Consider the following 22,277-nt stretch of genomic DNA (forward strand, 5'->3'; position numbering starts at 1 on the left):
GGAGAAGAAACGCCCGAGGGATGGACGGACACATGGCAGACTACAAGCCCGGCAGCATGGATATCACCGCGCAGGAAGCGACCTTTCACGGCTTCATCAAGTGGGTCATCCGCACGGTCTACGTGATCATCGCGGTGCTGCTGTTCCTGGCGATCTTCAACTCCTGATCCCCCGGGATCGCGGGAGGGGAATTCCAGCCAAGTCCGGGCGGCGGAGGAGCCGCCCGCTGACCAGTGAAGGGTCGGCTTTCATGTTTCATCGCGCCACGGTTCTGGCCGCTCTCGCCGCGCTTGCGCTGGCGGGATGCACGACGCCGTCCAATCAATACCCCAATGCCACGCCCGAAGAGGTCGCCGCTGCCCGCTACGTCGATGGCGGTCCGACGAAGCTGACGCTCTACACGATGATCAACAACACCTCGAACGCCGGGGCGCATTCGAGCCTGATGATCAGCGCGCCGTCGCAGCGGGTGGTCTTCGACCCGGCCGGCTCGGTGCGGGCGCGCAACGTGCCCGAGGTGGACGATGTGCTTTACGGGGTCACACCCGAGGTGGCGGATTTCTACGCCCGCGCCCACGCGCGGGAGTCGTTCCGCGTGCGCATCCAGAGCGTCGAGGTGCCGCCGGAGGTGGCCGAGCAGGCGCTGCGCGCGGTCGAGGCCTACGGGCCGGTGTCGCAGTCGCGCTGCACCCGGGCGACCTCGTCGGTGCTGGGCGAGCTGCCGGGCTTCGAGCGCATTGGCCGGACATGGTTCCCCAACAGTCTTGCGGATGAGTTCGCGCAGCTGCCCGGTGTCACCGAGCAGGTGCTGCGCGAGGCCGATTCCGACGACAAGAGGCTGGCCGTCGCCGCCTTCGAGGAGAGCGCGGCGAACTGAGCGGCTCAGCCCAGCAGGTAGCCGCCCGCGACCAGCGCCGCGGCGCCGCTGAGGATCGCCAGGATCACGTTCTTGCTGAACAGGCCGACACCGAGGGTGACCGCGGCGGCAATCATGCGCACGGGGTCGGTCTGGCCACCGGTCGCGGCGGGCCAGACCACCAGCGGCGCGACCAGAGCGGGCATCATCGCCACGGCGGTATAGCGCAGGTGGCGGGTCAGCCAGGCGGGCAGGGGGCGGTCGCCGACCAGCCCGAGGAACAGAAAGCGCAGGCAGAAGCTGCCGAGCCCGAGGCCGATCACCACCAGCCAGAGATCCCCGCGGTCGATCATTGCGCCATCCTCCGTTCGGTCTCGGCCCCGGCCATCATGCCAAGCGCGGCGGCGCAGAGCACGCCGAGGTTATAGGGCATCCAGGCGAGCAGCAGCGTGCCGAGCGTGGCGACCAGGGCCGCCACCACATGCGATCCCGTGCGCAGCGCCGGGGCGATCATTGCAAGAAAGGCGATGGGCAGGGCGAAGTCGAGGCCGAAGTCGGCCGGCACCGCCTCGCCCAGCCAGGCGCCGATCAGGGTGAAGAGATACCAGGGCGGGCAGATCGGCGTCATCGTCCCCATGAAGAAGGCGAACTTCTGGCCCAGGGTCTTCTCCGGGTGCTGCTCGAAGTGCAGCGCCGCCGAGGCGTAGGTCTGGTCGACGAGAAAATAGGCGCTCAGCGCGCGTTTCCACAGGGGCAGCCCGCCCATGTGCGGGGTGATGGCGGCGGAATACATCGCCATGCGCAGGTTGACCGCCAGCGCCGAGGCCAGCACGATCAGCGCCGGCACGTGGTCCTGCAGCATCTGCAGCGAGACGAACTGCGCCGCCCCGGCGATCACCACGACCGAGAAGGTGAGCGTCTCGAAGAGGTTCAGCCCGGCCTCGGTGGCGAGCACGCCGAAGAGCGTGCCGAAGGGTGCAATCACCAGCAGGAAGGGCAGCCCGGCCTGAAAGCCTTGCCAGTAGTCGGATTTTTCGGTTGCCACGGGCTGCTCCTCCTCGGTCTGCCGGGCAAGCCGTAGCCAAGCCCGCGGGGAGATGCAATCGCGGCGGTGACGGGGGCGCGGGCCGTGTGACCTGCGCGGAAGAGGGGGCGCTGCCCCCGCCCGCCTGCGGCGGTCTCCCCCGGGATATTTCAGCCTAGGCGAAAGCCGGACAGTCGCGCCAAGCCTGCCGGTCGCGATCCGGGATCAGTCGAAGGCGCCGGCGACGCGGCCGAGCAGCATGAAGGCGCGGGCGGTGCGGGTGTTCGACAGCTCGGCGATCTCGGTGTCGGTCGCGGTCTCGGCGAAGCGCACGAAGGCGCGGTCGTAGAGGCGCAGGAAGTGGTGGGCGGCGTCGCGGAAGATCGCGTCCTGCTTCATCCGGCCCGAGCTCAGCGCCAGGGAGGCGCGGTCGCGCACGCCGCCGAGCGCCGCCACGGCGCGGCCGCGGGTGCCCTTGGCAAAGTCGCGCCAGACCTCGGGACGGGCGAGGTCGGGGCGCAGGTCGTCCATGTAGATGCCGTCCTGCGAGAGAAGCGTCAGCACGTCTTGCGAGGCCTGGATCAGCTGCGCCGCGGGCCGGTCCTTCAGCGCCCGGCGCAGGGCGGCGAAGCCCTCGAGATCCTCGGCGGTGTCGGGGAAGTTCAGCGCGCGGATGAAGTCGGCATGGGCCAGCGGCGGCTCCAGCGCCTCGGCCGGGGTGCCGAGCGAGAGCGCGGGCTGGTCGTCGGCGGGGGCGGGCTCGGCAGCCGCCGCCGGGGCCTGCGCCTGCACCAGCGCCGCCTGCGCCGCCCGGGTCGAGCCGAGCATCGCCAGCGTCGTCTCGATCTTGCGCTGCGCCGCCGCGATCTCGTCGAGCTTGCGGGCGAGGGTGCTGGCCGAGGGATCGTTGCGCCCGGTCTGCGCCTGCGTCAGGTAGGACTTGCGGATCGCCTCGATGGCGGTCTGCAGCCGGGTGCTTTCCTCGCGCATCACGCGCGAGGCGCGGGCGGTCATCGCCGCGACCCAGATTATCGCCACCGGCAGGAACACCACCATCACCGCCAGCACGAAGCCGAGCCCGCCCGGGATCGCCGGACCGAGGGCGAAGACATAGCCGCCCGAGAGGATCAGCCAGAGCAGGCTGGCGGCCAGCGCTGCGATCTCGATCCCGGTCATGCGGCGCTTGCCGCCCTGGTCATACATGCCAAGCGGCGCGGAACGGCTGTCATTGCTGTCTGCCATGATGCGGCGCGACCCTTACCTGTGGGGATTACTTGTAGGCGATCGTCAGGATCTCGTAGCTCTTCTCGCCGCCCGGGGTGCGGACCTCGACGCTGTCGCCCTCTTCCTTGCCGATCAGGGCGCGGGCGATGGGCGACTTGATGTTGAGCAGGCCCTTTTCGATGTTGGCCTCGTGCTCGCCGACGATCTGCCAGGTCTTTTCCTCGTCGGTGTCCTCGTCGACCACGGTGACCGTGGCGCCGAACTTCACCGAGCCGGTCAGCTTCGCCGGGTCGATCACCTCGGCCAGCGACATGACGCCCTCGATCTCCTTGATCCGGCCCTCGATGAAGCTCTGCTTCTCGCGGGCGGAATGGTACTCGGCGTTCTCCGAGAGGTCGCCATGCTCGCGCGCCTCGGCGATGGCCTTGATGATGGCCGGACGCTCCACGGACTTGAGCGTTTTCAATTCGGTCTCGAGCGCGGTGAAGCCCGCGCGGGTCATCAGTATCTTTTCCATAGAGTCTTTCCGGAACTGTCCCGGGGGCCTGTCCCCGGCCCCTTTGTGTTTGCCGTCTAAAACCATGTGCGGTCGGTTCTGGCAAGAGTGGGGATTGTCCCGGGCTTTGGCAAGGGCGGGCTTGGCCGGCGGTGCATGGCGCGGCGATGCGCAGGGTTTCGCCGGGAAAGATTCATGCGCTGTCCACTATTATTTTCCGAAGGTCGCGACAGGCACCTTTTATGCCGCGTTTCGATTGACCTGTGCCGCGGTGCCGCGCTACGCCAATGCGCAAGATAATTACAGCTTACAGCCAGCGGAGGGCCCTGATGGCCGAGGTCGAGCGCGAGTCGATGGAATATGACGTGGTGATCGTGGGGGCGGGGCCCGCGGGCCTATCGGCCGCGATCCGGCTGAAGCAGCTCGACGCTGACCTGGACGTGGTGGTGCTGGAGAAGGGCTCCGAGGTCGGCGCGCACATCCTGTCGGGCGCGGTGCTCGACCCCTGCGGCCTCGACGCGCTGATCCCCGACTGGAAGGACAAGGGCGCGCCGGTCACCGTGCCGGTCAAGGAAGACAAGTTCTACCTGCTCGGCGAGGCCGGCAAGGTGAGCATCCCGCACTGGCCGATGCCGAAGTTCATGTCGAACGAGGGCAACTACATCGTCTCGATGGGCAATGTCTGCCGCTGGATGGCCGAACAGGCCGAGGCGCTCGGCGTCGAGATCTTCCCCGGCATGGCCTGCTCGGAACTGGTCTACGGCGAGAGCGGCGAGATCCGCGGCGTCGTGGCGGGCGAGTTCGGCAAGGAGGCCGACGGCACCCCCGGGCCGGGCTACGAGCCGGGCATGGAGCTTTTGGGCAAATACGTCTTCCTGTCGGAGGGCGTGCGCGGCTCGCTGTCGAAGGAGGTGATCGAGAAGTACAACCTCGCCGACGGCCACTGCCCGCAGAAGTTCGGCCTCGGTATGAAGGAGATCTGGGAGATCGACCCCGCCAAGCACAGCGAGGGCCGGGTCGAGCACACCATGGGTTGGCCGCTGGGCGGCAATGCCGGGGGCGGGGCCTTCATCTACCACCTCGACAACAATCAGGTCTATGTCGGCTTCGTGGTGCACCTGAACTACCGCAACCCGCACCTCTATCCCTACATGGAGTTCCAGCGCTTCAAGCATCACCCGCATGTGGCGGCGCTGCTCGAAGGCGGCAAGCGCGTCGCCTACGGCGCGCGGGCGATCTCCGAGGGCGGCTTCCAGTCGATGCCGAAGATGGTCGCGCCCGGCGTGGCGCTGCTCGGCTGCTCGGTGGGCATGGTCAACGTGCCGCGCATCAAGGGCAACCACAACGCCATGCTCTCGGGCAAGGCGGCGGCCGAGGCGGCCTTCGAGGCCATCAAGGCCGGCCGGGCCTCGGACGAGCTCTCGGCCTATGAGGCGGAGGTGCGCGAGGGCGCCATCGGCAAGGACCTGTGGAAGGTGCGCAACGTCAAGCCGTTGTGGTCGAAGACCGGGCTGCTCGGCTCGCTGGCCCTCGGCGGCCTCGACATGTGGACCAACAGCTTCGGCTTTTCGCTCTTCGGCACGGTCAAGCACGGCAAGAGCGACGCCGCCTCGACCGAGATGGCGGCGGGGCACCAGCCGATCGACTATCCCAAGCCCGACGGCAAGCTCAGCTTCGACCGGCTGACCAACGTCAGCTTTTCGTTCACCAACCACGAGGAGAGCCAGCCGGCGCACCTGAAGCTCAAGGACAAACGCGTGCCGGTGCTCGACAACCTGCCGAAATACGCCGGGCCGGCGCAGCGCTACTGCCCGGCGGGGGTCTACGAATTCGTCGAGACCGACGGCAAGACGGAGTTCGTGATCAACTTCCAGAACTGCGTGCACTGCAAGACCTGCGACATCAAGGACCCCAGCCAGAATATCACTTGGACGGTGCCGCAGGGCGGCGATGGGCCCAATTACCCGAACATGTGAGGCGCCGCACTGCAGGTTGACCCGACGAAATGCCCCGGCCAAGTGCCGGGGCGAATTTTTTAGGAATCCGGCTCTTGCACCCGGTCGCGACTTTCCGGTAAAGCGGTCCGCGGAGAGGTGGCCGAGTGGTCGAAGGCGCACGCCTGGAAAGTGTGTAGGCGGGGAACCGTCTCGAGGGTTCGAATCCCTTCCTCTCCGCCACAAAACCTTGCGAGGTTTTGGCGAGTTACCAAGCAAAAACAGAATGTTAGATCGATGCGACGCGCGCGATCCGTCATTTTGCCTTGTTTTGCAACACATCGCCAAACAAGCCGCTAGTGGGGACATGGCCATGACCATCATGAGGCGGGGCAGCACTTACCATCTGCACAAGCGCGTGCCGCGCCGCTTTGAGGGCGTGGAAGAGCGCAAGAGCATCTGGGTCAGCCTGCACACGGAAGGCGATCTGAGGCATCCATGGTCGGCGATCTCCTTTGCCGGGGCGGCTCGGAGCCCTTTGCGACGGTCAACCACCACGCGGCGGTCGAACTGTAGCCTGTCCTCGTAACTTGGAGTTGCCCTGCAACGCAGCGGCGACGGTCTTTCTGGCGGTGCCGTCGCCCATCCTTCATCGCGATGCCTTTTCCAGGAGATGGTCCACAGCCCCTAGGCCCCCAACAGGGATCAGCCCTCGAGGAATCCGCCGAGGACACGGCCGAGGTTGGCGCCCAGAGAAGCGCTCAGGTAGCCGCCCTCCTGCACAAAGAGCGTCGGGACCCCGGCCCTTGCGATCGCGGCGCCGATCCGGGCGAAGCCGTCCTGGGTGACCGCGAGGCCTTGGAACGGATCGTCGATCGACGCATCCAGTCCGAGCGCGACGACCAGCGCGTCGGCGCCGAAGTTGCGGACCCGTTCAAGGGCGGTCTCGAGGGCGGTAAGGTAGGCGGCATCATCGGTGCCGCGGGGGAGCGGCAGGTTCAGGTTGCAGCCCAGCCCGCGGCCCTCGCCGCGCTCTTGCGCATGGCCCCAGAAGAACGGGTAGAAGCGCGCCGGGTCGGCATGGATCGACACGGTGAGCACGTCGTCGCGGGCGTAGAAAATGCCCTGCGTGCCGTTGCCGTGGTGCACGTCGACGTCGAGGATCGCGGGGCGGAAGCCCGCCATCCGCAGGCGCTCCGCGGCGATCCCCGAGTTGTTGAGAAAGCAGAAGCCCCCGGCCAGGTCGGCAAAGGCGTGGTGCCCCGGCGGCCGCGACAGCGCGTAGGCCGGGCCGGTGCCGGAGGCGATGAAATCGGCACCCGAGATGGCCGCCTGTGCCGACCAATAGGCCGCGTCGAAGGTGCCCTCGGCGATCGGGCAGGCGGTGTCGGCCTGGTGGTAGCCGGCCTGGCCGATGGCGGATTTCGGGTAGCCATCGCCGCGGTTGGCGGGGTGGATGTTGGGGATCACCTCGGGGCCGGCGTCGGGGATGCGTTGCCAGCGCGTGTAGATATTGCGCAGGAACGTCAGGTACTCGGCCGAATGCAGCGCGGCGATCGGACCGAGGCCGGCGTCGCCCGGTGCCTCGAAGACGCAGCCGGCTTCTTCCGCGGCCGCCTTCAGCACCTCGATCCGGCGCGGCTGCTCGGGGCTGGGCAGGACCTGGCCGTTGGCCATGAAATGCTTGGGGTCGTGCAGCCGCTGGCGGTCGTCGAAAAAGGCTTTCATCGGGTCTCCTTCAGGGCGGCGCAGCCCGTTGCGTCGAGGTGCATCTCGGTCTGTCCGTTGGCGGGCGCGAACCCCAGCCGCTCGTAGAAGCTGCGGGCGCGCGGCGTGGCGTGGTAGACGTTGAGTTTCATCTTCTGCGCACCCCAGGTGGCCTGCGCATCGCGCACCACCGCGGCGAGCAGGCGCGGGCCGAGGCCGCTGCCGCGGGTGTCCGTGTCGACCCAGAGATCCGAGACGTAGACCACCGCGCCGCCACGCGCGGTGGAGAAGCTGGGGGAATAGAGCGCCGCGCCGACCACTCTGTCTCCTTGCTCGGCAAGGATGGCGCGGAACGCCGGGTGGGGGCCCCAGCCCGCCGCGGCGATCTGCGCGTCGCTCGCATGATGCGTGTCGCCCAGCGTGTCAGACAGTTGCGCCAGCGCGTGATTGAGCCGCCCGGCATCGTGCCGCGTCGCTTGGCGCAGGGTCGCCTCGGTCATATCGTGGTCCTCTCGCCGCCCTTGAGGCCCAGCATCGCGCGCGCCTCGACGGGGCTGGCGACCTCGCGACCGAGCTCCTCGACGATGCGGCGGATCTTGGCCACCTGCTCGGCATTGGTCCGGGCGAGCTGGCCGCGGGCGATCATCAGGCTGTCTTCGAGCCCGACGCGCACGTGCCCGCCCATGGTCGCCGCCATGGTGGTCAGCGGGATCTGGTGCCGCCCCGCCGCCAGCACCGAGAACATGTAGTCCTGCCCGAAGAGCTTGTCGGCGATCAGCTTCATGTGGCTGAGGTTTTCCGGGTCTGGCCCCATGCCGCCGAGCACGCCGAAGACGAACTGGATGAAGAACGGCGCCTTCACCAGCCCGCGGTCGGCAAAGTGGCGCAGCATGTAGAGATGGCTCAGGTCGTAGCACTCGAACTCGAAGCGCGCGCCGCGCTCCTGCCCGAGCTCGGTGAGGATGCGCGCGATGTCACGCGGGGTGTTCTTGAACACCAGGTCGTCGGAATTTTCGAGGAAGGGCTTTTCCCAGTCGTGCCGCCAGTCGGTGATGCGGGCGGCGGCCGGGTAGAGCGCGAAATTCATGCTGCCCATGTTGAGCGAGCACATCTCGGGTTCCGCGGCCCTGGGCGCGGCGAGCCGCTCGTCGAGGCTCATCGTGGCGCTGCCACCGGTGGAGAGGTTCAGAACGGCATCGGTCGCCTGCTTGATCCGCGGCAGGAAGCCGCTGAAATGCGCCGGGTCGGCGGAGGGCCGCCCTGTCAGCGGGTCGCGCGCGTGCAGGTGCAGGATCGCCGCGCCGGCCTCGGCGGCGCCGACGGCATGGTCGGTGATCTGCTCGGCGGTGACCGGCAGGTAGGGCGACATCGACGGCGTGTGGATCGAGCCGGTGACGGCGCAGGTGATGATGACCTTCGACATCTCAGTGCACCCCCTGCAGCGCCGGCAGCTCGGCGGCGAATTGCGTCAGCGAGAGATCCAGCACCTGCTCGATCTCGTCGAGGTGGGTGTCGGTGGCGATCAGCGGCGGGCAGACGAGGATGTGGTCGCCCTCGCGCCCGTCGCGCGTGCGGCGCGAATAGACGATCAGCCCATTGTCATAGGCGATCTGCACAAAGCGCAGGTAGGCGTTGAGCGCTCGGGGGAGCGGGGTCTTGCGCCGGCGGTCGGCCATGAACTCGAAGGCCAGCAGCAGCCCCTTGCCGCGCACGTCGCCGATGATCTCGTGGCGCTGCATCAGCCGCTCCAGTCGGGCCTTCAGGGCGGCGCCCTGTTGCGCGGCATTGGCCACCAGCCCCTGCGCGTCGATCTCTTCGAGCACGGCGAGCCCCGCGGCGCAGCTCAGCGGGTTGCCGGCATAGGTGAAGCCATGGGCGAAGCCGCCCTGCGCCAGCACCGGATCGACGATGCGGTCCGGCGCGACGATCCCGCCCAGCGGCGCGTAGCCGGCCGCGAAGCCCTTGGATAGCGCCACGATGTCAGGGCGGGTGCCCCAATGCTCGCAGCCGAGGAAGGCCCCGGTTCGCCCTGCGCCGGTCATCACCTCGTCCATGATCAGCAAAACGCCGTAGCGGTCGCAGATCTCGCGCACCCGGTGCATGTAGCCCTCGGGCGGGACCAGAGCGCCGGTGGAAGCGCCGCCGACCGGTTCGAGCACGAAGGCCAGCACGCTGTCGGGCCCTTCGCGCTCGATCGTCTCGGCGAGCAGGTCGGCGTAGTGATGCCCGGTCGCCGGGTCGTCGGGGTCGAGCCCGTCGAGATAGGCGCGCGGGGCGGGCACCTTGGGCATCTCGCGCATCATCGGCGCGAAGGGCGCGGTCAGCGGCGCGTAGCCGGTGATCGCCAGCGCGCCGAGGGTACAGCCGTGGTAGGATGGGCTGCGCGAGATCACCTTCCAGCGGCTGCCCTGGTCGGTGGCGACGGCCCATTGTCGGGCCAGCTTCATCGCGCTCTCGATCGCCTCCGACCCGCCGGAGACGAAGAACACCTTGTCGAGCCCCTCGGGCATCTTCTCGGCGGTCTTGGCGGCGAGTTTCTCAGACGCCTCGGTCTCGAAATGCAGCCGGTAGCCGAAGGTGGATTTCTCCATCTGCTCGCGCATCGCCGCGAGCACGTTCTCGTTGGAATGGCCGATGTTGCAGACCATCGCGCCTGAGGAGCCGTCGAGATAGCGCTTGCCCTCGGTATCCCACATGTAGACGCCACGCGCCTGTTCGAGGACCGGCTTGCGACCCCCGCTCTGGTAAAATAGATGGCTCATTTTCAGCTCTCCGGAAGGGCCGCGCAGTCCTTGGGGCGGAAGGCGGCTTGCACCGCCTCTCCCTGGGCGTAGGGGCGTTCGTCAATCATGTTGATCGCCTGCATCTGGGTGTTCCCGACGCGCACGAAATAGCGCACAGTCTGCCCCTGGTAGTCGACCGTCTCGACGAAAGCGGGCGCGGCGATCATGCCGGGCGTGGGGGCGCCCGCCGCCACGATCTGCAGCTTTTCGGCCCGCAGCACCAGCTTTGCGCGGCTGGCGCCGGCGAGGGCCGGGGCCTTGGCCGCGGGCACGGGAACCGCGCCGAAGAGCGGATCCTCGAGATGTACCGTGTCGGCGTCCTGACCGGTGATCCGCGCGGGCAGAATGTTCGAGGCGCCGAGGAAGCTGGCGACGAACTCGCTCGCGGGGGTGTTGTAGACCTCTTCGGGGGTGCCGACCTGCTCGATCCGCCCGGCGCTCATCACCACGATCCGGTCGGACATGGCCAGCGCCTCGGACTGATCATGGGTGACGAAGACCGTGGTTACGCCGATCTGTTCCTGGATGCGCTTGAGCTCGACCCGCATGTCCTCGCGCAGGTTGGCGTCGAGCGCCGAGAGCGGCTCGTCGAGCAGCAGCACGTCGGGCTCGATGACGATGGCGCGGGCCAGCGCGATGCGCTGCTGCTGGCCGCCCGAGAGCGCCTTGGGGTAGCGCGTGCCGACGTCCGGCAGTTGCACGAGGTCGAGCGCCTTCTGCACGCGGCCGGCGATCTCGGCCTTCGGCACGTCGCGGTACTTCAGCCCGAAGGCGACGTTCTCGGCGACGGTCTTGTGCGGGAAGAGCGCGTAATTTTGGAACACGATGCCGAGGTTGCGCTTGTGGATCGGCACGTCGTTGACCCGTTTGCCGCCGATCAGGATCTCGCCCTCGGTCGGGTCGAGCAGCCCGGCGATCATCCGCAGGTTCGTGGTCTTGCCGCAGCCCGAGGGGCCGAGCAGGGTGACAAAGGCGCCGTCGGGGATCTCGAGGTTGACCTCGTGCACCGCGGTGAATCTGTGAAAGCGCTTCACGACGTTTTGGAGGGTGACGGAGCTCATGTGCGGTCTGTCCTGGGTGGAATGGGAGGAAAGGGCAGGGGCGACGCGCGCCCCTGCGGGCTGCCTCAGTAGCCCTTTTGGACGCGCCCGAAGGTCTTCGACCAGGCCTGCTCGTGGCCGTTCCAGTAGTCGGGGTCGGCAAAGGTCAGCCCCTCCAGCGTGCCGCTGGGGTCGAAGGCCGGCAGGGTGGGGATCTTGTCGCCCAGCTCGACCTTCTGCGGGTCGAGCGCCGGCGGGTAGTTCTGGCCCTCGGCGACGGCGATCGAGGTCTCCGGCGCGAGCATGAAGTTGAGCAGCTCCTCGCAGGCCTCGAGCGGCGAGTCCTTGATGACGAACATGCATTCCTGCCAGCCGAAGCCGTTGGGCGGATCGAAGTAGCCGATGTCGTGGCCCTGTTCCTGCAGCGCGTAGATGCGGCCCGACCAGGCCTCGGTGACGTGGATTTCCTCTTCAGCCAGAAGGCTCATCAGCTCGGCGCCCGACCCCCAGTATTTCAGCGCGAGGTCGCGATGCTTGCGGACCGCGTCCCAGGCGGCCTCCTCGTCGGTGATGCCGTTCGGGCTCTGCCCGGTCTGCAGCGCCGCGTACCACATGCGGGTGCGCCAGTCGGACCAGCCGGCGATCTTGCCCTTGTAGGCCTCGTCGATGAGGATCTTGGCGCCCTTCTCCTTGATCTCGTCATCGGAGATGTACTTGCGGTTGTAGGCGAGGCCGGTGGTGCCGTAGTCGTAGGGCACGCAGCTCAGCGATCCGTCGGTGATGTTGCGGAACACGTCGACCAGCTTGGGGATCACGTATTGCAGGTTGGGTAGGTTGTCCTCGTTGAGCTTGGTGGTCAGCCCCAGCCCGTGGTAGCGCGCATAGTCGAAGACCCCCGACAGGTGCGCGATGTTGTACTCGCCCGGCTGGCTCGCCTTGACGCGGCTGATGTATTCGTCGCCGCCGCCGAAGGTGCCATCGACCACCTCGATGCCGGTCTTGGCGGTGAACGGGTCGAAGGCGTTCTTGCGCAGCGCCTCCGAGACCACGCCGCCCCAGCCGTCGAACCGCACCTGGCTGACGCTCTGCGCCAGGGCGCGATAGGGGGTGACGAGCCCGTAGGCCGCACCGGCCGCGCCCAGCAGGCCGAGGAACGAGCGGCGGTCGAGATCGCCGTTCATGTAGCGCTCGCGCAGGCGCTCGTAGCGGGTTGTGTTGTCGATCTTCTTCATGGGTGTCTCCGTGTTGGTCGGGATGGGAGGCGGCTTCAGACGCCGCTCTTGCGTGAAATCGTGCGGGCGATGGCCGCGCCGAGCAGGGGCAGGCCGACGGTCATGGCGATCATCACCGTGCCGAGGGCGTTGATCTCGGGCGAGATCGAGTTGCGCAGCATGGCGAAGATCTGCGTCGGCACCGTCTCGACCCCGCCGGGCTTCCAGAACAGCGTGCCGGTGATGTCGTCGAAGCTGATCGTGAAGGCGAAGAGCGCCCCGGCCAGCACCGCCGGCAGCATCAGCGGCAGGGTGATCTGGAAGAAGGTCTGCACCGGCGAGGCGCCGAGGCTCATCGCCGCCTCCTCGACGTCGCGGCGGATGGCGATCAGCCGCGCCTGCACCACGAGGATGACGAAGGGCAGGGTGAAGAGCACGTGACCGAAGAGCAGGAGCGCAAAGCTCTTGTTGATGCCGAGGAAGTTGAGAAACAGCAGCAGCGCGACGGCCAGCACCACCTCGGGCACGAGGATCGGGGCGATGAGCAGGGTCGAGATGACGTTCTCACCGGGCACCCGGTAGCGCACCAGCGCGAGGCTGGCGAGCACGCCGAGGGTGGTGGAGATCAGCGCGGTCAGCAGGCCCAGCACCATCGAGGTGCGGAAGGCACGCAGGATGGCGTCGTTCTGCGCCAGTTCGATGAACCAGCGGAACGAGAAACCGGTGATCGGGAAGCTTCCGAACTGCGAGGCGTTGAAGCTCAGCAGCACGACCACGGCCACCGGCAGGAACATGAAGACGTAGACGAGCAGCGCGTAGCCGCGGATCAGCTGCCAGCCCATCAGCCCAGCCCCTTCATCAGTTGCGCCATGCCGAGGTAGCGGTTGTAGATCATCACCAGCACGCCCAGCACCACGAGCAGCATCAGGCTCAGCGCCGAGCCCAGCGGCCAGTTCAGCTGGGTGATGATGGCCTCGTAGACGAGGTTGGCGAACATGGCGTCGGTCGGCCCGCCCAGCACCAGCGGCGTGATGTAGGTGCCGGCGCCCAGCACGAAGCACAGCAGCCCGCCGGCGGCGAGACCGGGCAGCGACAGCGGCAGGGTCACCTGCAGGAAGGCTTCCCATTTCGTCGCGCCCAGCGAGTTGGCGGCATCCTCGAGCGTGACGTCGATGCCCTCAAGGCTGACGAAGACGTTGAGGATCATGAAGGGCAGCAGGAAGTGCACCAGACCGAGGATCACCGTGGTCTGGTTGTAGAGCATCTGCATGGGCTCGGAGATGATCCCGAGCCAGATCAGCAGCGAATTGAGCGCCCCCGACACCCCGAGGATGTTGATCCAGCTCATCGTGCGGATGATGTAGCTGATCCAGAACGGCAGCATCAGGAGCAGCAGCAGGATCGCCTTGTTGCCGCGCGAGCGGGCGATGAAATAGGCCGCCGGATAGCCCATGACCGCGCAGACCAGCGTGGTGATCGCCGCGATCTTCAGGGTGAACAGCAGGATGTCGCGGTAGAAGGGATCGCTCAGCGCCTCGCGCCAGTTGTCGAGATAGAACCCGGCCTGGTCCGCGCCCGTCGCGGTGCGCAGCCAGAAGCTGTAGACGACGATGAACAGCAGCGGGACGAAAAGCAGCAGCCCGATCGTGGTCAGGGCGGGCGACAGCAGGATCCACGGCTGCCGCCTTTCGCGGGCTTCGATCGACATGCGGGCTCCCCCTGCGGTTGTGGTCCGTGCGTTTTGCTTTGACGCGACCTTGGGAAACTGCTTTCCATTGGGCAAATAGATATTCAAAATTTTGGATATAGACGAAATTTATGGTGGAGCCTGACAGTGATCCTCTGGGCGGTGCAGATGGCCGCTACGATCCCGAGCGGATCGCGCGCGAACTGGACTGGAACCTGCTCCGGACCTTCGTCGTGCTGGCCGAGGCCCGCTCGGTCACCGAAGCGGCCGAACGCCTGCGCCTGACCCAGCCCTCCGTGTCTACGGCCCTGAAAAGGCTCGAGGATCGTATCGGCCGCAAGTTGATCGAACGCGGGCCGGGTCGCTATGCGCTGACCGAGGCCGGCGAGTTGCTCTACCGCGAGGCGCTCGACATCAACGGCTCGATCCTGAGGCTGTCGACCCTGATGCGTGAAATGACCGACGAGGTGCGCGGCCATGTGACCATCGCCGTGGCCAGCCATGTCGTCTGCCCGATCTTTGACCAGTTGCTCGCCGATTTCCACGCCGCGCACCCGGAGGCGAGCCTGTCGATCAACGTGGTCTCCAGCGCCGACGCGCTGGCCGAGGTCTCGGCCAAGCGCGCCTCCTTCGCGATCTGCCTGGTGCGCACGCGCAGCCCGAAACTGGAATACCGGCGGCTCTATCGCGAGTTCTTCGGGCTCTTCTGCGGACCGCGCCATCCGCTCTTTGGCCGCACGGGGCTGACCAAGGCCGATCTCGCGGGGCGGGCCACCGTCAGCTTCGACACCGATCGCCTGCAGGACGTTCTGAAGCCGGTGACGCTGATGCGGGCGCAATCGCTGCTGGGAGAGAAGATCACCGGCACCTCGTCCAACCTCGAGGAGGTGCGGCGGATGATCATTGCCGGGCTCGGCATCGGTCCGCTGCCGGTGCATGTGGCCGCACGCGACGTGGCCGACGGGCACCTCTGGCAGACGCCGCCCTACGACGATCTTCCGGCCATCGACGTGCACGTGGTCTGGAATCCCCGGGCCGTGAAGAACCGGGCCGAGTCGATCCTTCTGGGCATGCTGAACGACGTGATCGAAGCCACGCCGATCGCGGCGCGCACCTACACTGGCTCCGGACTTTCACAATCCGATCGGCGGCGGGGGTGAGCTAGGGGGCAGAGCTTGAGGGTTGTCCTGCCATCAGTCATTTTGACCGGCTCTCCATTTGCGGACGCACCTTCCCGCAATGCGCGTGGTGGTCTTCGCGGATCGCGCCCCGTCCGACGGGTGACGCGTCCCAAGCTCCCAAGCCGCAATGCATCTCGTCTGTCAGGCAGGTCGGGCACAGGGCAGGAAGAAACCGCCGCGCAAGGCGCCGATGAGTCTCCCGCCCGGATCGTGTATGATGACTGCGCCAACGCGCGCGAGCCGGTTTGACCCGGATCAACGCGGCGTGCCAACCTACGCTGCAGGCTGTCAGGGTCGAGGAGGACCTCCAATGGCCGACAAGCAACCGCCACCGGACCGCACACCACCGCCGCCACCGCCCGAACAATGGCTGCGCGTCGCGATCATGCTCGTCGCGATCGTCATCACGCTTGCCTTGGTCTTGGACGAGGACACGCAAACCTCCACGGCGGAAACCAGATCCTACAGCGCGGTGAAGGAGATGATAGCCAGCGGTCAGGTTACCTCGGCGACGCTGGCAGACCATGCGATCACCGTGTCGGTGCCGGATGCCGCCGGGGGCACCACGCTCTACCGCGCGACCACCCCGGCGCAGAGCGATCCCTCGCTGCTGCCGCTGCTGGAGGAGCACGAGGTTCCGATCTCCGCCGATCCGCCGAGCGACACGTCGATCTGGATGTTCCTGCTGCCGTGGATGCTGATCCTCGGCGTCTATTTCTGGCTGCAGCGGCGGATGATCGGGCAGATGGGTGGCGGCATGGGCGCGGGCGGCGCGGCGGGGCTGTTCAAGGGGCGGTTCTCGACCCCGGCAGAGAACCGCACCCAGGTGACCTTCGCCGATGTCGCCGGGCAGGAGCAGGCCAAGCGCGAGGTGGCCGAGCTGGTCGACTTCCTGCGCGAGCCCGAGCGGTACCAGAGCGTCGGTGCCGAGGTGCCGCACGGGGTGCTGCTGATGGGACCGCCGGGCACCGGCAAGACGCTCATGGCCAAGGCGCTGGCCGGGGAGGCGGGGGTGCCCTTCTTCTCGACCTCGGGCTCGGAGTTCATCGAGGTCTTCGTCGGGGTCGGCGCGGGGCGCGTGCGCAAGATGTTCGAGGCGGCGCGCAAGGCGGCGCCCGCGGTGATCTTCATCGACGAGCTCGACAGCATCGGCCGCACCCGCGGCACCGGCCTCGGCGGTGGGCACGACGAGCGCGAGCAGACGCTGAACCAGATCCTCGCCGAGCTGGACGGGTTCGAGGGCAAGGAGGCGGTTGTGGTGCTCGCCGCCACCAACCGGCCCGACGTGCTGGACCCGGCGCTGCTGCGGCCCGGGCGGTTCGATCGCCACGTCACGCTGAGCCTGCCGGACCGCGCCGGGCGGTTGGCGATCCTGAAACTGCATTCCGCCGATCTGCCTCTGGAGGCGCCCGAGGCGCTTTCGGAGATCGCCGCGGGCACACCCGGCTTTTCCGGTGCCGATCTGAAGAACCTGCTGAACGAGGGCGCGATCAACGCGGCGCGGCGGCGGGCGCAGAGCATCACCACGGCGGATCTGCAGGACGCCCGCGACAAGGTGATGATGGGCACGGTGCGCAGCCTCGCCATCGGCCCGGGGGAGCGTCACCGTCTCGCGGTGCACGAGGCCGGACATGCGGCGGCGGCGTTCTACTCTCCGGGCGCGGACCCGCTCTACAAGGTGACGATCATCCCGCGCGGGCAGGCGCTTGGCGGCACGCACATGCTGGAGGGCGAAGAGCATCACACGCTCCCAGAGGAATACCTGCGCACGCAACTGGTGATCCTGCTCGCGGGGCGCGCCGCCGAGCGCCGGTTCACCGGCTCGGTCAGCTCCGGCGCCGATGACGACATCCGCCGTGCCACGCGGCTCGCCCGCTCGATGGTCACCCGCTGGGGCATGACCGAGGCGCTGGGGCCGGTGGATCTTCGAACCTCCGAGGACAGCCCCTTTCTCGGGCAGTCCTTCGCCCAGCCCCGCGAGCATTCCGACGCCACCGCCGCGCGCGCCGATGCGGCGGTGATCCTGCTGCTCAAGGAGGCCGAGAAGGCCGCCGCCGCCCTCATCGAAGAGCATGAGGCGGAGATCCTCCGCCTTGTTGACCGGCTGGAACAGGACGAGACCCTGGACAGCGACTTGATAACACAGCTTCTCGCCGGGTCGGGAAACGTGCACCGTATCGAACGCGCGCCGAACGGGCGCAGCGGCGGCGAGCCCGGCTGAGGGGGAGCGCCGGAGAGAAGCCGCGTTGCGCAAGATTTCGACGGCCCCTGCGTGTCACTGGTCCGCCACGAGCTGCCGCTGGGGTGGGTCGGGCGAAGGCCGTGGATAGGAAGACCGAAATCACGCGGCGGCTAGTCCTGCCAGCGTGGCCGAGCGCCTTTCGATGAAAGGGGGCTGGCGCCGCCGGGTTCACGTCGCCAAAGGTGCCGTTCGGGGCGCAGCGATCGCCCCGCCCGCGCCGCTGATTGGCGGCCCCGGCGCCAAGTCGAACGCCGTGTTGAACGCGGTCAGCCCTCCTCTCGAAAGGCCGCGTGGCAGGTGTTGCAGGTGGCCGCCACATGCCACGCGGCAGAGACCGATCCGCTGCCGCTCATCATCCCGCCTCCGCGCATCATGCCCGGACCCATCTGGGCGTCCTCCCAGCGTTTCGGCAGTCTGCCCCTTGCCGGGGTGCTGGCCTGCGCCGCGAGCTCCCGCGACCATCCTTCCAGCATCTCGGCGAAATGGGCGAAGGTTCCGAAATCGCGCCAGATGTCGTCCGCCGCTTCGCTGGGCGCACCGCCCGATCCCGGCGGGAAGAGGTCGGTCAGATGCCGGCCCGCGCCCTGCGCGACCTCCTCTGCGGCATTGCGGACCGCCCGTGGGTCGTAAGACAGCTCGCCATGCATCATGGCGAAAACCCGGTCGATCAGCTCCTCGAAGCGCTCCATACGCTCCATCCGTTCCTTGACGACCCAGGTCGCGCTCTCGTGCGCCAGCGCGGCGAAGCCAACAGGCAGCGCAAAGGCCAGAGCTGCGGTAAAGGCGACGGTTTTCATGGCAATCTCCTTCTCGTGGCAGGTGCAGAGCGGTAGGTGCGTGCTTCGGCTCCGGCACGCCTCCTGTGGTGGTCAGAGCTGTCCCTCGATTGGCAGGAGCGCGGAAATTCCCGCCGTTGCCCTGCGCAGGACGGAGGCACCGGGATCGGCCGAGTAGATCTCGGTCCTTCCTCCGTACGACCACGTCCAGCGCAATTCGCCCGCCTCGCTCTGCGACAGGCGGAAAGCGTATCTCTTCAGGTCCTCCTCGATGGCCGACAGGAAGCCGCGGGCGGCGCCGCGGCCCTCGATGAACACCCCCATCTCGGAGTTGAGGTTGATCGAGCGCGGGTCGAAATTCAGCGACCCGACGAAGCTCGTGTCGTCGTCGATGATGATCAGCTTGGTGTGCATGGTGAGCTGCGTGCCCGAGCCGGGGGCGGTTTCGCCAAGCCGCTCGAGCACGTCCGCCCGCACCTCGTATAGCTCGACCCCGGCCTCCAGCAGCGCCTTGCGGTGCCGCAGGTAGCCGCCGTGCACGTAGGGGTGATTGTTGGCCGCCAGAGAGTTGGTGACGATCCGCACCCGCACGCCGCGCTGCGCGAGCTCGGTGAAGAGGTCTGCGCCCCAGGCGCGGGGCACGAAATAGGGGCTGATCACCGTGACCTGCGTCTGTGCCGCTGCGAGGCGCTGCACCAGCGCGTCGGCGACGCGGCGCGCGCCCGGTCCCGGCGGCAGGCGCAGTTTCTGCGGCAGGTCCGAGACCGCCCGCGCGTGGCCCCATGTCGCCGGGACCGCGCCGCTGCGCAGTTCCTGCAGGTAGGTGGAGCCCATGGCGCGGCGGTAGATTCCGGCCGCGCCGGCCTGCGCCCGCACCTCGAGCCCCGCGCGCACCTCGGCCGGATCGACCTCCTCGCGCCAGAAGGCGCCGGCGGGCACGGACCAGCGATCGCTCCAGAAGGTCTCGAAGGCACGGATGAGGTCGGTCACCGCGGGCCCGGCCTTGAAGAGATCGAAATCGGCGAACTCTGTGGTCGTGTCGACCTGGTAGTATTCGTCGGCGATGTTGCGCCCGCCGATCACCGCCACGCCGCGGTCCACGATGAAGGCCTTGTTGTGCATCCGCCGGTTCACCCGCCCGAAGTCGAGCAGGTAGTTCATCGCCTTGGGGCTCTGCCGCGAGAGCGGGTTGAACAGCCGCACCGAGATCCGCGGATGCGCCGCAAGATAGGCGATCTGGGCATCGCTCGCGGTGGTGAAGACGTCATCGACCAGCAAGCGCACGTTCACGCCCCGGTCCGCCGCCTCGATCAGCGCGAGCGAGATCAGCGCCGCGGCGCGGTCCGGCTTGATCAGGAAGGTCTGGATATCGATCTGGCTCTTGGCGGCGGCGATAAGCGACAGCCGGGCGCCGAGCGCGTCGTTTCCGGCCACCAGAGGGTAGAAGGCCGTCTGCCCGCCGCGCCCCGAGGAGGCCGCAGAGACCCGCGTCTCGATCGCGGAAGGCGCGGCGGGCTGCGCTTCAGGCAGGACCTCGCGCGGCGTTTCGAACGGAACATAGGTGCAGGCGCAGAGGAGTGATGAAAACAGGAGTCGGAAGAACACTCTGTGAGGGAGTAAATGTAGTAATGAACAACCATATAGAGAATTTTGCTCAATCACCGAGGGCCAAGATGCGCAAAATTGGAGGCGCAGTCGCGATGACGCAATTCTTGCGGGTTCTGTAAATCGCGAGCGCATGCCCATAGGTTCCTTGGCATAGCATTGAAAGACCGAAAACTTTTCAAAAACGTATATTGAAGAACAATCTTCCCGCGGCGGCGGAGACAAAGCATCGAGAGATCATTGATCCAGATCAGTGTTTTATCATAGATTTTCCTGCATGTATGCAGAACTCAGCCGCAACTGTACGGGAGGACTGCGCGGCATCTCTTTGATTTAGCGCATCTTGATTGCTGTCGGCCCGGGGTCTGAACACGCCCGCGGCTGGCGTTCCGATTATGCCCGCTCGACCGAAATGCGGGCGGTGATTTTTGAAGCCTCGAAAGCCTGATCTCCGCAAATTCGGCGGACCAAGAACGAGTGACCTTTTTCCCTTCATTTCGTCGTGGAAGCGGCCGGGTGTTTCCAGATGCTCGCGACCCTGGCTTGCGAATTCAATGGAAGGACGAAAGAGATGAAACTCAAAGCATTCTTCGGCGCGGTCGCGGCTTCGGCCCTGCTGGCCAGCGCCGGCGCCGGTCTCGCGCAATCGAAACCCGGCGCCCTGCGCGAGGTCCTCGAGGGCAGGACGGTCAAGATCGACACGTCGAACTTCATCCGGGCCGCGACCAACATCGAGTTCGAGAAATACCTCGCCCTGTCTGGTGGCGTGAACACGCTGCTGCACATCAGGGAGGTCACCTCGATCGAGCAGCAGCCGACGATCCGGATGAACCGCGACACGATCTACAGCATGGCGCTGGTCGACATCTCCGAAGGGGCCACCCTGACCCTGCCCGATGCGGGCACGCGCTACGTCTCGGCGATGGTGGTCAACCAGGATCACTACATCAACAAGGTGTTTCTCGGCGGCGGGAGCCATACGCTCGACCTCGCCACCTTCGACACGCCCTTCGTGGTGATCGTGATCCGCACGCTGGTGGACGCCTCCGACCCCGATGACCTTGCCGCCGCCCATGCCGTGCAGGACGCGATGACGCTCGAGGCCGGCTCCGCGACACCCTTCATCGTGCCGAACTACGACATGGAAAACTTCGAGGAGGTCAAGCAGGCGGCGCTGGCGCTGTCACGCTTCACCCCCGACAGCGCCGACACCTTCGGTGCCAAGGGAGACGTGGCACCGCTGCGGCATTTCCTCGGCACCGCCTTCGGCTGGGGCGGGCTGCCCGAGGAAGAGGCATTCTACCTCAACGTCGAGCCGGGCCTGCCGGTCGACAGCTACAAGATCGAGGTGCCGGCGGATGTGCCCGTCGACGAGTTCTGGTCGGTCAGCCTCTACAACGCCAGCGGCTTCTACGAGAAGAACGCCCAAGGCGCCTACAATATCAACTCGGTCTCCGGCACGCGCAACGCCGACGAGAGCATGACCGTGCATTTCGGCGGCTGCGAGGACGAGAGCCGGGTGAACTGCCTGCCGATCATGGAGGGCTGGAACTATTCGGTGCGGCTCTACCGCCCGCGCCCCGAGATCCTCGACGGCAGTTGGCAGTTCCCCGGCGTCGAACCGGGCTGAGGCAGGGGCGCTGCCGCCTTGAGGGAATCCCATTTGGACCGGGCCGAGGCCCGGAAGGAGGTGCAAGATGAGACGCTTCAGACCCTGCATGACCGCGATCGGCCTTGCGCTCGCCGCCGTCGCCGCCACCGGAGCGCCCGCCGCGGCGCAGGACTGGGAGTTCCGGATCACCCCCTACGTCTGGATGGCCGGGCTCGAGGGCGATCTCGGCACGATCCCGGGCTTTCCCGCACAGTCCGTCGACCTGTCGTTCGGCGATATCTGGGACGATCTCGAGTACGGGCTGTTTCTCTCGGGCACCGCGCGCAACGGCCCATGGGTGATTTACTTCGACGGTTCCGTCGTGCAGACGGACTCGACCGAGAAGATCGGTGGCCCGAACGTCGACAAGGTGAACATCAAGAGCGAAACCTCGACCCTGACGCTGGCCTTCGGCGGCACCGTCTCGCAGTCCTACACCCACAATCTCGATCTCTACGGGGGCTTCCGCTACTGGAACCTCGAGAACGACTACAGCGTCTACACGCCCAGCGGCCGCATCAAGCGGGAAACGGACGTCGACTGGACGGATCCGATTGTCGGCATGGCCGGGCGCTATGTGCTGAGCGACCGCTGGCAGGCCTTCGGCGCCGCCGACATCGGCGGCTTCGGCGTGGGGTCGGATTTCGAGTGGTCGCTGATGGCCGGGGTCAGCTACGCCTTTGCCGAGAATTTCTCGATGGCCTTCGGCTGGCGAGTTCTCGATGTCGACTATGACGACGACGGCGTCGTCTATGACACCACCCAGTCCGGTCCGATCCTCGGCGTGACCTTCAGGTTCTGACATCCACTGCGGCCCCGGGCGATGGTCGTCCGGGGCTGATCACTCAAGGGAGGATGGT

The 22,277-nt window shown here is 67.1% G+C and carries 21 protein-coding genes and 1 tRNA gene; 8 read left to right on the top strand and 14 right to left on the bottom strand.

Translation table 11 applies throughout. The features are described 5' to 3' along the window. The first annotated feature begins 32 nt into the window (after positions 1-32). Together LC039_RS18155 and LC039_RS18160 are read left to right on the top strand one after the other, a co-directional pair. Complete coding sequence (locus LC039_RS18155) at positions 33-167, top strand: aa3-type cytochrome c oxidase subunit IV (protein WP_226627108.1); 135 nt, start codon at positions 33-35, stop codon at positions 165-167. A gap of 83 nt (positions 168-250) precedes the next feature. Next, a complete protein-coding gene (locus tag LC039_RS18160) occupies positions 251-877 on the top strand; it encodes a hypothetical protein (RefSeq protein WP_226627109.1) in 627 nt (208 codons plus the stop codon). A gap of 5 nt (positions 878-882) precedes the next feature. Here the strand turns inward: LC039_RS18160 and LC039_RS18165 are convergent, their stop codons facing one another. The 4 genes from LC039_RS18165 to greA form a co-directional block, all read right to left on the bottom strand. After that, positions 883-1,209 (bottom strand): AzlD domain-containing protein, encoded by a 327-nt coding sequence (locus tag LC039_RS18165; RefSeq protein ID WP_226627111.1) that lies wholly within the window; start codon positions 1,207-1,209, stop codon positions 883-885. After that, on the bottom strand, positions 1,206-1,901 hold the full coding sequence (locus LC039_RS18170; RefSeq protein ID WP_226627113.1) for an AzlC family ABC transporter permease: 696 nt from the start codon (positions 1,899-1,901) through the stop codon (positions 1,206-1,208). Before LC039_RS18170 ends, LC039_RS18165 begins: the two co-directional genes overlap by 4 nt. 204 nt (positions 1,902-2,105) lie before the next feature. Then, complete coding sequence (locus LC039_RS18175; RefSeq protein ID WP_226627114.1) at positions 2,106-3,122, bottom strand: hypothetical protein; 1,017 nt, start codon at positions 3,120-3,122, stop codon at positions 2,106-2,108. A 28-nt stretch (positions 3,123-3,150) separates the two neighbouring features. Continuing rightward, complete coding sequence (greA, locus tag LC039_RS18180; RefSeq protein WP_226627116.1) at positions 3,151-3,621, bottom strand: transcription elongation factor GreA; 471 nt, start codon at positions 3,619-3,621, stop codon at positions 3,151-3,153. Positions 3,622-3,929: 308 nt separating this feature from the next. Between greA and LC039_RS18185 the strand changes: the two genes are divergently transcribed. Beyond that, a complete protein-coding gene (locus tag LC039_RS18185) occupies positions 3,930-5,576 on the top strand; it encodes an electron transfer flavoprotein-ubiquinone oxidoreductase (RefSeq protein ID WP_226627117.1) in 1,647 nt (548 codons plus the stop codon). 111 nt (positions 5,577-5,687) lie between these two features. Beyond that, a tRNA-Ser gene (locus LC039_RS18190) sits at positions 5,688-5,777 on the top strand. A gap of 462 nt (positions 5,778-6,239) precedes the next feature. Here LC039_RS18190 and LC039_RS18195 read toward each other — a convergent pair. The 8 genes from LC039_RS18195 to LC039_RS18230 all read right to left on the bottom strand — a co-directional run bounded on the left by LC039_RS18195 (position 6,240) and on the right by LC039_RS18230 (position 13,983). Beyond that, positions 6,240-7,262 (bottom strand): histone deacetylase family protein, encoded by a 1,023-nt coding sequence (locus LC039_RS18195; RefSeq protein ID WP_226627119.1) that lies wholly within the window; start codon positions 7,260-7,262, stop codon positions 6,240-6,242. Next, the gene (locus tag LC039_RS18200; protein ID WP_226627121.1) at positions 7,259-7,741 is read right to left on the bottom strand and encodes a GNAT family N-acetyltransferase; all 483 of its coding nucleotides are present in this window, start codon (positions 7,739-7,741) and stop codon (positions 7,259-7,261) included. The genes LC039_RS18195 and LC039_RS18200 overlap by 4 nt, the downstream gene beginning before the upstream one ends. Next, positions 7,738-8,664, bottom strand: a complete 927-nt coding sequence (locus LC039_RS18205; protein WP_226627122.1) for a 3-keto-5-aminohexanoate cleavage protein — start codon at positions 8,662-8,664, stop codon at positions 7,738-7,740. The genes LC039_RS18200 and LC039_RS18205 overlap by 4 nt, the downstream gene beginning before the upstream one ends. A gap of 1 nt (position 8,665) precedes the next feature. After that, the gene (locus LC039_RS18210; protein ID WP_226627124.1) at positions 8,666-10,003 is read right to left on the bottom strand and encodes an aspartate aminotransferase family protein; all 1,338 of its coding nucleotides are present in this window, start codon (positions 10,001-10,003) and stop codon (positions 8,666-8,668) included. A gap of 2 nt (positions 10,004-10,005) precedes the next feature. Continuing rightward, entirely contained in the window at positions 10,006-11,085 is a 1,080-nt protein-coding gene (locus LC039_RS18215) for an ABC transporter ATP-binding protein (protein WP_226627125.1), read from the bottom strand. 65 nt (positions 11,086-11,150) lie between these two features. Beyond that, a complete protein-coding gene (locus LC039_RS18220; RefSeq protein WP_319003734.1) occupies positions 11,151-12,287 on the bottom strand; it encodes an ABC transporter substrate-binding protein in 1,137 nt (378 codons plus the stop codon). Positions 12,288-12,331: 44 nt separating this feature from the next. Continuing rightward, positions 12,332-13,117 (bottom strand): ABC transporter permease, encoded by a 786-nt coding sequence (locus LC039_RS18225; RefSeq protein WP_226627129.1) that lies wholly within the window; start codon positions 13,115-13,117, stop codon positions 12,332-12,334. After that, complete coding sequence (locus LC039_RS18230; protein WP_226627131.1) at positions 13,117-13,983, bottom strand: ABC transporter permease; 867 nt, start codon at positions 13,981-13,983, stop codon at positions 13,117-13,119. The genes LC039_RS18225 and LC039_RS18230 overlap by 1 nt, the downstream gene beginning before the upstream one ends. 110 nt (positions 13,984-14,093) lie before the next feature. Between LC039_RS18230 and LC039_RS18235 the strand changes: the two genes are divergently transcribed. After that, on the top strand, positions 14,094-15,122 hold the full coding sequence (locus tag LC039_RS18235) for a LysR family transcriptional regulator (RefSeq protein WP_226627133.1): 1,029 nt from the start codon (positions 14,094-14,096) through the stop codon (positions 15,120-15,122). Between the two features lie 331 nt (positions 15,123-15,453). After that, entirely contained in the window at positions 15,454-17,364 is a 1,911-nt protein-coding gene (ftsH, locus tag LC039_RS18240; RefSeq protein WP_226627134.1) for an ATP-dependent zinc metalloprotease FtsH, read from the top strand. 287 nt (positions 17,365-17,651) lie between these two features. On the opposite strand, the gene LC039_RS18245 is transcribed toward ftsH, so the two are convergent. Together LC039_RS18245 and LC039_RS18250 are read right to left on the bottom strand one after the other, a co-directional pair. Continuing rightward, positions 17,652-18,182, bottom strand: coding sequence for a cytochrome c (locus tag LC039_RS18245; RefSeq protein ID WP_226627136.1), 531 nt, complete (start codon positions 18,180-18,182; stop codon positions 17,652-17,654). A gap of 72 nt (positions 18,183-18,254) precedes the next feature. After that, entirely contained in the window at positions 18,255-19,766 is a 1,512-nt protein-coding gene (locus LC039_RS18250) for a phospholipase D family protein (protein WP_226627138.1), read from the bottom strand. Positions 19,767-20,337: 571 nt separating this feature from the next. Here LC039_RS18250 and LC039_RS18255 point away from each other — a divergent pair. Both LC039_RS18255 and LC039_RS18260 read left to right on the top strand, forming a co-directional pair. Beyond that, complete coding sequence (locus LC039_RS18255) at positions 20,338-21,396, top strand: DUF1214 domain-containing protein (RefSeq protein WP_226627140.1); 1,059 nt, start codon at positions 20,338-20,340, stop codon at positions 21,394-21,396. Between the two features lie 67 nt (positions 21,397-21,463). Continuing rightward, positions 21,464-22,219, top strand: coding sequence for a hypothetical protein (locus tag LC039_RS18260; RefSeq protein ID WP_226627141.1), 756 nt, complete (start codon positions 21,464-21,466; stop codon positions 22,217-22,219). The last annotated feature ends 58 nt before the right edge of the window (positions 22,220-22,277 follow it).

Source organism: Alloyangia pacifica (assembly GCF_020524285.1).
GTDB lineage: Bacteria > Pseudomonadota > Alphaproteobacteria > Rhodobacterales > Rhodobacteraceae > Salipiger > Salipiger pacificus_B.